This is a genomic window from Steroidobacter cummioxidans (genome assembly GCF_003104955.1).
This window is the reverse complement of the sequence record NZ_LSRW01000007.1, coordinates 26497-36393: the sequence shown is the minus strand read 5'-3', so window position 1 is coordinate 36393 and position 9897 is coordinate 26497. Positions and strand designations below refer to the sequence as shown.

General features: G+C 63.5%; 9 protein-coding genes. 5 read left to right on the top strand and 4 right to left on the bottom strand.

Translation table 11 applies throughout. The features are described from left to right. Positions 1–247 precede the first annotated feature (247 nt). The gene (locus D0550_RS05550; protein ID WP_161965649.1) at positions 248–1747 is read left to right on the top strand and encodes an alpha/beta hydrolase family protein; all 1500 of its coding nucleotides are present in this window, start codon (positions 248–250) and stop codon (positions 1745–1747) included. Here the strand turns inward: D0550_RS05550 and D0550_RS05545 are convergent. Further along, positions 1744–3303 (bottom strand): class I adenylate-forming enzyme family protein, encoded by a 1560-nt coding sequence (locus tag D0550_RS05545; protein ID WP_116808127.1) that lies wholly within the window; start codon positions 3301–3303, stop codon positions 1744–1746. The genes D0550_RS05550 and D0550_RS05545 overlap by 4 nt on opposite strands. A 196-nt stretch (positions 3304–3499) precedes the next feature. On the opposite strand from D0550_RS05545, the gene D0550_RS05540 reads away from it, so the two are divergent. Both D0550_RS05540 and D0550_RS05535 read left to right on the top strand, forming a co-directional pair. Continuing rightward, positions 3500–4312, top strand: a complete 813-nt coding sequence (locus D0550_RS05540) for an SDR family NAD(P)-dependent oxidoreductase (protein ID WP_116808123.1) — start codon at positions 3500–3502, stop codon at positions 4310–4312. A gap of 54 nt (positions 4313–4366) precedes the next feature. Beyond that, complete coding sequence (locus tag D0550_RS05535) at positions 4367–4654, top strand: hypothetical protein (RefSeq protein ID WP_116808122.1); 288 nt, start codon at positions 4367–4369, stop codon at positions 4652–4654. 20 nt (positions 4655–4674) lie between these two features. On the opposite strand, the gene D0550_RS05530 is transcribed toward D0550_RS05535, so the two are convergent. The 3 genes from D0550_RS05530 to proB form a co-directional block, all read right to left on the bottom strand. Next, positions 4675–5145: a response regulator gene (locus D0550_RS05530; protein WP_161965648.1), complete on the bottom strand. Its 471-nt coding sequence runs from the start codon at positions 5143–5145 to the stop codon at positions 4675–4677. 25 nt (positions 5146–5170) lie between these two features. Beyond that, positions 5171–6577, bottom strand: a complete 1407-nt coding sequence (locus tag D0550_RS05525) for a sensor histidine kinase (protein ID WP_116808120.1) — start codon at positions 6575–6577, stop codon at positions 5171–5173. 85 nt (positions 6578–6662) lie between these two features. Next, complete coding sequence (gene proB / locus D0550_RS05520) at positions 6663–7808, bottom strand: glutamate 5-kinase (RefSeq protein ID WP_116808119.1); 1146 nt, start codon at positions 7806–7808, stop codon at positions 6663–6665. 168 nt (positions 7809–7976) lie between these two features. Here proB and D0550_RS34825 point away from each other — a divergent pair, with 168 nt between their 5' ends. After that, entirely contained in the window at positions 7977–8318 is a 342-nt protein-coding gene (locus tag D0550_RS34825) for a DUF6763 family protein (protein ID WP_161965647.1), read from the top strand. 116 nt (positions 8319–8434) lie between these two features. Continuing rightward, the gene (locus D0550_RS05515; RefSeq protein WP_116808118.1) at positions 8435–9886 is read left to right on the top strand and encodes a cryptochrome/photolyase family protein; all 1452 of its coding nucleotides are present in this window, start codon (positions 8435–8437) and stop codon (positions 9884–9886) included. Positions 9887–9897: the final 11 nt, after the last annotated feature.

The following is a 9897-nucleotide window of genomic DNA, read 5'->3' as shown; positions in this document are numbered from 1 at the left end:
ACCGAACCTTATCAAAGTCACAAACGGTCGGAAGGTTCCCGACGGGGCAGTGGGCACGAGCAGCCGACAAAATACTTGTCGCCGCAACGATCCAGGTTCCGCTCTCACGCATTGGTACTTACGTCAACACGAGGAAGATGCGATGCCGTCTGCGTTCAGCTCAGCGGGATTGAAAGGTTTTTCGCAGTAACTCGGCAAGCGCCTTTCAATGCTGGCCGCGTGCAGCAAAACAAAACGAACAAACANAATGACAAGCCCCGGCACGGGCCAGGTTGAGCCACCGCCACCGCCGCCGCCGCCCACCTCCGGCACGCTGATCGAGAATCCGCCGCCGCTGGTCGGGTCGTTCTCCACCACGGATCTGCTCAACCTCGTCAACCTGAATTCCGTCGCCACGCGCATCGTCGACTTCGTTCTCAATCCGCGATGCGGCGTCAACGTTCATCAGCTTCGCTACAACACGCTGGATCCGCTGCAACAGCCAACCACCGCTTCGGGCGCACTGATGGTGCCAACGGGAACGGACGCAGCGTGCCAGGGCCCGAGGCCCATTGTCGTGTACGCGCATGGCACCCAGCCCGAGAAGACATTCAACATCGCAGACCTGACGGATTCCGATAACTCCGAGGGCCTGCTGATCGCTGCTGCGTTCGTCGCGCAAGGTTACATTGTCGTAGCACCGAACTACGCCGGCTTCGATACTTCGACCCTTCCTTATCATCCGTACCTGCACGCCGGACAGCAGTCGCAAGACACATCCGACTCATTGGCTGCCGCGCGTAGCGCGCTACCGACCAGCTCCGCACCCACCATCACCGACAACGGCCGCCTGTTCATCACGGGCTATTCGCAAGGCGGCTTCGTGGCCATGGCCACGCATCGATTGTTACAAACGAACGGCGTGCCGGTGGTCGCGTCTGCGCCGATGTCAGGGCCGTATGCACTCGGTGCGTTTGGCGACGCCATTTTTCAGGGTCAGGTCATTCGAGATGCACCACCGGTGGTGGGCTGGATCATGACCGCGTATCAGCGCATCTACGGCAATATTTACGCAACGCCCACCGATGCGTTCGAGCCTCAATACGCACCCACCATCGACACGCTGTTGCCCACGACGCTCACCCGTTCGCAGATTTACGATCAAGGGCTGTTGCCGCAGGAACAGTTGTTCAGCAGCACGCCGCCTGACCCGGCGTACGCACCGTTCACGCCTGCGACGATGCCGACCGATCTGGCGCCTGTGTTTGCGCGCGGCTTCGGTCCACAGAACTTGATTACGAACGCGTACCGAGGCGGCGTTTTGCAGGACTCGCTGGCGCAGCCCGATGGCGGCTTCCCGACGATCACCGATGGCCTGCCTGCCGCCGCGCCGACGCATCCGCTACGCGTCGCGCTCAAGGCAAACGACTTGCGCAACTGGAGCCCGACCTCGCCGGTCTTGCTGTGTGCCGGGCATGACGATCCCACCGTTCTGTACTTGAACACCAATCTGATCGACAACTACTGGACGGGAGCCGGCGTGACTGCCCCCATTCGCGTGCTCGATGTGGATGAAGACCCGACTGAGGGCGGCGACGAGATCACCATCAGACTCGGCTTCGCCGCCGCGAAGGAACTTGTCGCCGCTGCCGCTATCGCTGGCGGCGCCACCGATGGAGGCGCGCAAGCCGTAGCCGACGCTTATCACTCCTCGCTGGTGCCGCCGTTCTGTCTGGCGGCCGTGCAGTCGTACTTCAACGGGTTCTAAGCGGCCGAGTACTGATCGCGCAGCTCGCGTTTCAGTACTTTGCCAATCGCACTTCGGGGCAGCTCCGCCGCCAGCCGGACGGCGGACAGACGTTGTGTCTTGCCCAGACGCTGGTTGGTCCATTGTTTGATCTCATCGGCGCTGGCGGTCGCATCCGGCCGCAGCACCACGAACGCGACCGGCGTCTCGCCCCACTCCTGCGACGGCACGCCGACGACCGCACCATCGCGCACGGCGGGATGTTGAAACAGCACCGCCTCCAGATCGCTCGGATAGATATTGAAGCCGCCGGAAATGATCATGTCCTTGCGGCGATCCATGAGCGTGAGAAACCCATCGGCATCGAAGCGCCCGACATCGCCGGTGCGGATGAAGCGATTGCCCGCGGCGTCATGCCACTCGGCCTCGGCCGTTTTGCCGGGCTGATTGAAATAACCGTTCATCATCGCGGCGGAGCGGCCGACCACCTCGCCGATCTGGCCCGGCGGCACTTCCCTGCCTTGCTCGTCGATCAAGCGAATGTCGTGACCCGGCACCGGCGTGCCGACGGTATGCAACTTGTCGGGAAACTCGTGCGCCAGCAGCTGACAAGTGCCGCCGCCTTCAGTCATGCCGTAGTACTCGATCAAGCCACCCGGCCAGCGCCGCAGAATGTCGGCCTTGAGCGCGGCGGTAAACGGCGCGCTGGTACAGAACTTCATGCGATAGCCGCTCAGATCGAACTGCTCGAAATCGGGGCGATCCATCAGTCGCTGATACTGGACCGGCACCAGCATCGCATGCGTCACCCGATGACGCTGCGACAATTCGAGGAACTTGCCCGCCTCGAACTTGGGCATCAGCACCACGCTACCGCCGCCAGCGATGGCGGGAAAGAAACTCACGAGCGTGGTGTTGGAATACAACGGCGTCGAGCAGATCGTCACAGCCTCGCGGTCGTAACCAAAGTTGCGAGCCCGGCGCACATGCGCCCACCGCATGCTGTGAGGTTGCACGATGCCCTTCGGCGTACCGGTCGTGCCCGACGAATAGATGATGTTGAAAGCGGCGTCCGGCGCGATCGTCACCGGCACCGGCAAGCCGCCCGCGGGCGCCATCCAGGCATCGAGCGACCTCACCCCCGGCGTACGATCCAGGCGCACCAGTTGCAGCCCCGGCGGCAATGCAATCGTTGCCAGGACCGCCGCCACGCTCTCATCCAGAAACAGGATCTTCGCGCCGCTATCGGCGAGCATGGTCACGAGCGATGCCGGCGTCGACGACGGTGACAACGGCGCGACCGGGACACCGGCACGCAAGGCGCCAAAGAACACTACGCCATAATCGACACAGGACGCGGCGCAAATCGCCACCGCTGCAGTGCTGTCCACCTGATCACGTTGCAAGGCAACGGCTACCCGATCCATCAGTTGATCCAGCTCGCCATACGTGACCGAGCGCTCTGCATCGATCAGTGCCGGATGGCGCGGACGCTCCTGGGCGTAGGCGCGGATCAAATCGGCAATCAGACCAAATTCCTGTTCGAACAATGTCTCGGGCGCAGTGACATTTGGCATCACGGTGGTCGCGCAGTTGTTTCCTGGAGGACCCGCACAATGCCACAGCGCCTCGGGAGCGGACAGCCACGCCTGGAGCGCCATTGCATTAATTCATACTCGCGGACACACTCGGTGTCTGAATCCATGCAAATGACAAAGCGTTCCGCAACCAATTCCGGTCTGCGAAAAGCGCTCCCGAACCGGTAGGACAACCATGCAGATTCCCGATCCCGCCGTTGAAGGTCAGCTCAAGGGCAAGGTCGCGCTGGTCACCGGCGCCGCCAGCGGCATTGGCCGCGCCAGTGCCATCGTGTTCGCGCAAGCGGGCGCGGCGGTCGTTGCTCTGGATCGTGCGGCCGAGGTCGAAGAGACCGTGGCCTGCATCCGCAAGGAGAACGGCCGCGCCACCGCCATCGTCAGCGATTCGTCGCAGGAAGCGAACATCTCGGCGGCTATCGACACGGCGGTCCGCGAATACGGCGCGCTCGATGTTTGTTTTGCCAATGCCGGCATCAGCGGCGGCCTGGTGCCGCTCAACGAACAGACCCCCGAGCACTGGCTGCAGGTGCTGACCATCAATCTGATCGGCACCTTCCTGGCCGTGAAGCATGCTGCCCGGGTCATGACCCCTCGCAAGCGCGGCTCGATCATCTGCACCGCCTCGGTCGCCGGCTTGCGTTCGGGCGCGGGCGGTTCGCCATACAGCGCCAGCAAAGCGGGAGTCATCAGCCTGGTGCAAACGACGGCATATCAGCTGTCCGGCAGCGGCGTACGCATCAATGCCATTTGTCCTGGCCTGATCGAGACCGGCATGACCCAGCCCATCTTCGAGCAGGCGCGGGCGCGCGGCACCGATAACAAGATTGGCCAGCTCAATCCGCTGCGCCGCGCCGGTGCGCCCATCGAGATCGCACGCATGGCCCTGTTCCTGGCATCGGACGCGGCCTCCTATGTCGACGGTCAGGCCTTCGCGGTGGACGGCGGCCTGTCCAGCTCACATCCCATCGTGCCCCCCAGAGTGCCCTGACGGAACCGAGTCCGTCGGCGGCGCGTCTCGCTAGAAGATCAATGGAGAACGCTCATGCGCGACTACGAGCGCTACGACGACGACGACGATTTGGATGATTACGCGCCGGAGCGCCGGCGTTCGGCGTACGACGCCGTGGAATCCATTCTGCTACTGGGGGCACTGGCGCTGATCGCCATGCCGGCCATCAAGGGCATTGCCCGGCGTTATCGCATTCGCAATCCGGTGGCCGCCGAAGACGAGATGATCGATGAGTCGCTGAAGGAAACCTTCCCGGCCAGCGACGCACCGGCCAGCCGTTACATGGACATTCCGGCCAACCGGCGCGACACCACACACTGACGCGCCACGCCGACTTGCGATCAGCGTTTGAGCCGCATCAACTGCGCGATCAGCACATTCGGTAACACCGGCTTCGGTAACCGCGGCGCGCTGCGAGCGGCCTCCGGAAACAGCCGGTCCTCATCGGCGTAAGCCGTTGCGAACACGAACGGCACATCCTTGCTACGCAGCTCATCGAGCAGCGGAAACACATACTCGCCGTTGAGATTCACATCGAGCACGGCGACCGTCGGCCGTTCCTTCGCAATCAGCTCCTGCGCTTCGGCCAGACTCGATGCCGGGCCAAGCACCCGCGCGCCCTGCTCCTCCAGCATCATCTGCATGTCGTACGCGACGATGAAGTCGTCCTCGACGACCAGCACCGTCATGCCCGACATCGGGCCCTTGGTCGTGCCTTGAGTGCCGGTGCCATCGCCGCCTTCACGATGAGGCGCGCGCCGTGCCGGAAACAGCAGGATGCGAGGATCGCGCATCACTGCCGGTCGCGTCATGGGCGAGCTGCCGGTGCGAACGACTTCAGGAGCCGCGCATGACCTGGAGCTTGACGAGGTTGACGCGGATCCGCGTGCCAGGCCGACGCCCTTGCGCAGCAGCGCCTTCGTGAAATCGAGCAGTGCGCTCCGGGCGTCCGCCGAACTGGCGCGCGACCATGTCGATGATCTTGGCACCCAGTCCGCCTGCTTCTTGTGAATGTTTGTCATAGCCCACTCCGTCATCGGAAACTTCTAAAACCGCGACCGAATCCGCGCCATACTCGAGCACGACACTCACTTCGCCAGTCTCGCCCGGCGCGAACGCATGCTTGACTGCGTTCATCACCAGCTCGCTGGTCAACACGCCGAGCGACACGGCATCGCGCGCATTGATTTCCAGCGGCTCGACCTGGCAGTGGATTCGAATCAAATCTCCCGGCGGCAAGCCGGCACCGATGTCTTCGAGCACCGCGCCGAGCACCTCGTTGAGCTTCACCGTCGCGAAGTCGGCGCCCAGGCGCAGCTTGCGATGAGCCGACGCAATGGCCTGCACCCGCATGCGAGCGGCACTCAGGGCACGAGCGGCATCGGGATTCTTCACCGCCCGCTGTTGCATCGTCAGGAACGACGACACCAGCGCGAGGTTGTTGCCGACTCGATGATTGACATCGGTCAGCAGCGACTCTGCCCGGGCACGCTCGCGATTGGCTTCATCGGCGGCTTTCGCCAGGTCCTCGGTGCGCGCCTGTACCCGCCGCTCCAGCTCAGCATTATGCGAAGCCAGCTGCAACCGACTTTCGTGCATCGCTGCTACGTACCTGCGTATGCTGATCAAGGCGAACAGCGCCAGCACGCCGCACGCGAGCAGCATCACGACCACCGCGCTGCTGAATCGATCGCGCAGATCGGCGGCCGTGCGCTGACGTTCGACGAGCAGACGCTGCTGGAATTCCGTAGCAGCCTCGATGCGCGTGCGGATGTCATTCAATGTGGGCAGACCGGAGTGCTGAAGCGCGGCGATCGCATCGGCCCGGCGCCCATCGTGATGTGCTACCAAGGCCGTATCGATGCCCGCCAGGCGCTGCTCGATCAACGGCGCGAGTGCCTCGAGATTTTCGACCTGCGCAGGACTGTCGGCGACTATCTGGCGCAACGTGGCCAACTGCTGAGGCAGCAGCTCGCCCGCTTCTTGGTGAGGTTCGAGAAAAGCCTCGTCGGCGGTCAACAGGAAACCGCGCAGACCCGATTCGGCGCCGCCGAGCGTGAGCAGCGTCTTATTGAGCGCCCGTTGCACTTCCATCGTGTGCACGACGAGCTGGTCTGCGTCGACCCCCTGGCGCGATACATGAAAGGTCAGCCCCGCCGAGCACAACAGCAGCAAAAAGCTCAGCGCAATAGTGACGACCAGCGCGCGATTCCGGCGCAGGGAGGGTTGTTGTAAGACTTGCATGATCCGCTGCTGGACGAGTGTCCAAGCGGGTCATACTAACAAAGCCGACGCAACTGCAACGAGGGCCTGTTAACAGGCCCTGGGTTCAGCGGGTCAGGACGAGGTCGTCCCGGTGAATCATCTCATCGCGGCCGTGGAAGCCGAGCAGTGTCTCGATCTCGCTGGATTTGTGACCGAGCAGCCGCTCGGCGTCGGCACTCGAATACGCGACCAGGCCGCGCGCGATTTCGTTGCCGGCCGCGTCACGCACGATCAGCGCGTCACCGCGTTGGAACGGACCGACGATGCGAGTCACGCCCGCGGGCAGCAAACTCTTACCGCGACTGAGGGCAGCGGCTGCGCCCTCATCCACATAAAGCTCACCCGCCGGCTGCAACGTGCCCGCAATCCATTGCTTGCGCATGGTCGACGGACTGGCTGAGGGATAGAACCACGTGCAACGCACGCCTTCCTCGATTCGCCGCACCGGATGCAACTCTCTACCGAGTGCCACACACATATGACAGCCTGCACCGACGGCAATTTTCGCGGCGGTAATTTTGGTCGCCATGCCGCCCGTGCCGACGGCCGATGCCGAGCCGCCGGCCATCGCCTGGATTTCCGAGGTAATCGAGCGCACTTCGGGAATGAATTGCGCATTGGGATCGCGCGTGGGATCGGCCGTATATAGACCGTCGACATCCGACAACAGGATCAGGCAGTCGGCGCTGATCATCTGCGCAACACGCGCCGCCAGACGGTCGTTGTCGCCGTAACGTATTTCGGCGGTTGCGACCGTGTCGTTCTCGTTGATGACCGGCACCGAACCGAGCTTCAACAACGTGCGCAGCGTGCTGCGCGCATTCAGGTATCGGCGGCGCTGCTCGGTATCGCCCGGAGTGAGCAGAATCTGCGCGACGCTCAGCTCATGCAGCTGAAGCACCTCGGTCCAGGCATGCGCCAGACGGATCTGACCAACCGCCGCGGCGGCCTGCTTCTCCTCCAGCTTCAGCTTCCCCGGCGGCAGCCCGAGCTGCCGCCGCCCCAGCGCGATCGCGCCCGAGGACACCAACAGCACCTCCTGACCCCGCCGGCGCAAGGCGCCGATGTCGGCGGCCAGGGTTGCCAGCCAGTCACGTTTGACCGCGCCACTGGCGGCGTCGGCCAGCAAGGCCGAGCCGACCTTGATGACGATACGCCGTGCCTGTAACAACGGGCGGGCCGACGAATGTACTCGTGACGTCTCTGTCATGGCATGAAGTGTGAAAGGGCGCGGCAGTGTAGGCACCGGCCGGACCCCCGTCCATCCGCCCATGAAAGACCGCGCCGCCGCTGTTTCACTCACTTGGCAGTCTTGGAGAATGCCCCTAATATTCCGCCGCCGGTGAGTACACCGGTTCTCGTCGTTTGAGGTGTGTGCGTGGCCAGAGATTACGACCCGGTCCAGGGAAAATGGTATGAAGATCTCGAAGAGAACGAGGTCTTCAAGGTCCTGTCCGTGGATCCCGACCAGGAGTTGGTCGAAGTCCAGTACGAGAACGGCGATATCGAGGAAATCGACCTCGATACCTGGCACGAGCTCGACCTGGAGCAGGCCCAGGAGCCGGAAGGCTGGGCCAGTGAGGACGAGGACGACGAAGAAGAGGAAGATGACGAGGACGAAGACGAGGACGATTGGGACGAGGACGACGACGATTGGGACGACGAGGATGAAGACCTCGACGACGACGATGACGATTACAACGATCGGGACGACGCCTGAGCGTTCCGGCGGTTCGTACCCCCTCCCTCGCGTAGATTTCATGACCGCGCCCGGCTTAACGCGGCGCGGTCAGTCCAGCCCCTCCCCCTCCATCGCACAGCGATAAGCGCGGCCCCATGAACGCGCACCGATCCGCCCCAGCCCAGACTGCCATCGTCTGGTTCCGGCGCGATCTACGCCTGACCGACAATCCAGCGCTGCGGCACGCCCTCGAGCACGCCGAAAAGATCGTGCCGCTCTACGTCTACGCACCCGACGAAGAACGACCTTGGGAGCCGGGCGCGGCCAGTCGCTGGTGGCTGCATCACAGCCTGAGCGCCTTGGACGCCGGCCTGCGCAAAATCGGCAGCCGCCTGATCGTGCAAAAAGGCCCCTCTGCGACCACCCTGCGCCGCTGTATTCGGGACACCGGGGCGACGCTGGTTTGTTGGAACCGGCTCTACGAACCGGCAGCATTGAAACGCGATGCCGAGCTGGCCTCGGCGCTGGACGACGACGGCGTGTCAGTCGAGCAGAGCAATGCGGCGCTGTGGTTCGAGCCGGGCACGATCTTGAATGGGCAGCAGCTGCCGTATCGAGTCTTCACGCCGTTCTGGCGGACCGTGGAAAAGCAGTTGCCGACGTTGCCGGCGCCAAGCAAAGCGCCCCGCAAATTGCCGCCTGTGCCGCGCGGCCTGTCCCGCATCGAGATCGACGATCTCGCGCTGTTACCAAAGATCCGCTGGGACGATGGACTGACCCGCAGCTGGCTGCCCGGTGAAGCCGGCGCGCTGAAACAGCTCAAGCAATTTAGCGAGCATGTCGCCAGCTATCCGGCCGGCCGCGATCGTCCCGACCGCATCGAGACCTCGCGCCTGTCGCCGCATTTACATTTTGGTGAAATCGGCCCGCGGCAGATTGTCGCCGCACTCCGACACTCGGCGGGCGCAGCTGCGCACACGAAGGGCGCGGACAGTTATTTGCGACAGATCGGTTGGCGCGAATTCGCGCACCACCTGCTGTTTCATTTCCCAGACACGACCGACGCGCCGCTGGACAAGCGCTTTGCCAAACAGAAATGGCGCCGAAGCGCTGCCGACCTGCGCGCCTGGCAACATGGCGCCACCGGCATTCCGCTGGTCGATGCCGGACTGCGCGAACTGTGGCGCACCGGCTGGATGCACAACCGCGTCCGAATGATCGCTGCCTCCGTGCTGACCAAGAACCTGCAGATCCACTGGCTGCAAGGCGCGCGCTGGTTCTGGGACACCCTGGTCGACGCCGATCTGGCGAACAACACGCTCGGCTGGCAATGGGTGGCGGGCTGCGGCGCCGATGCGGCGCCCTATTACCGCATCTTCAATCCTGTGCTGCAGGCGAAGCGCTTCGATCCAGTGCGCGGCTACATCCGCCGCTGGGTGCCCGAGCTCGCGCGGCTGCCGGATCGCTGGATCCATCAACCCTGGGCCGCACCAGCCGCAGTTTTACAGCAAGCCGGCGTCGAACTGGACAAAACATACCCCCGGCCAGTGCTCGATTTGGGGGAATCCCGCAAGCGCGCGCTTCAGGTTTATTCCCAGCTGCGTTAATGAATTAGCGA

What these genes read in the sequence shown, in the direction of transcription:
- D0550_RS05550 (WP_161965649.1), top strand. Translation starts at nt 248, where the DNA reads ATGACAAGCCCCGGCACGGGCCAGGTTGAGCCACCGCCACCGCCGCCG.
- D0550_RS05545 (WP_116808127.1), bottom strand. Translation starts at nt 3,303, where the DNA reads ATGCCAAATGTCACTGCGCCCGAGACATTGTTCGAACAGGAATTTGGT.
- D0550_RS05540 (WP_116808123.1), top strand. Translation starts at nt 3,500, where the DNA reads ATGCAGATTCCCGATCCCGCCGTTGAAGGTCAGCTCAAGGGCAAGGTC.
- D0550_RS05535 (WP_116808122.1), top strand. Translation starts at nt 4,367, where the DNA reads ATGCGCGACTACGAGCGCTACGACGACGACGACGATTTGGATGATTAC.
- D0550_RS05530 (WP_161965648.1), bottom strand. Translation starts at nt 5,145, where the DNA reads ATGACGCGACCGGCAGTGATGCGCGATCCTCGCATCCTGCTGTTTCCG.
- D0550_RS05525 (WP_116808120.1), bottom strand. Translation starts at nt 6,577, where the DNA reads ATGCAAGTCTTACAACAACCCTCCCTGCGCCGGAATCGCGCGCTGGTC.
- proB (WP_116808119.1), bottom strand. Translation starts at nt 7,808, where the DNA reads ATGACAGAGACGTCACGAGTACATTCGTCGGCCCGCCCGTTGTTACAG.
- D0550_RS05515 (WP_116808118.1), top strand. Translation starts at nt 8,435, where the DNA reads ATGAACGCGCACCGATCCGCCCCAGCCCAGACTGCCATCGTCTGGTTC.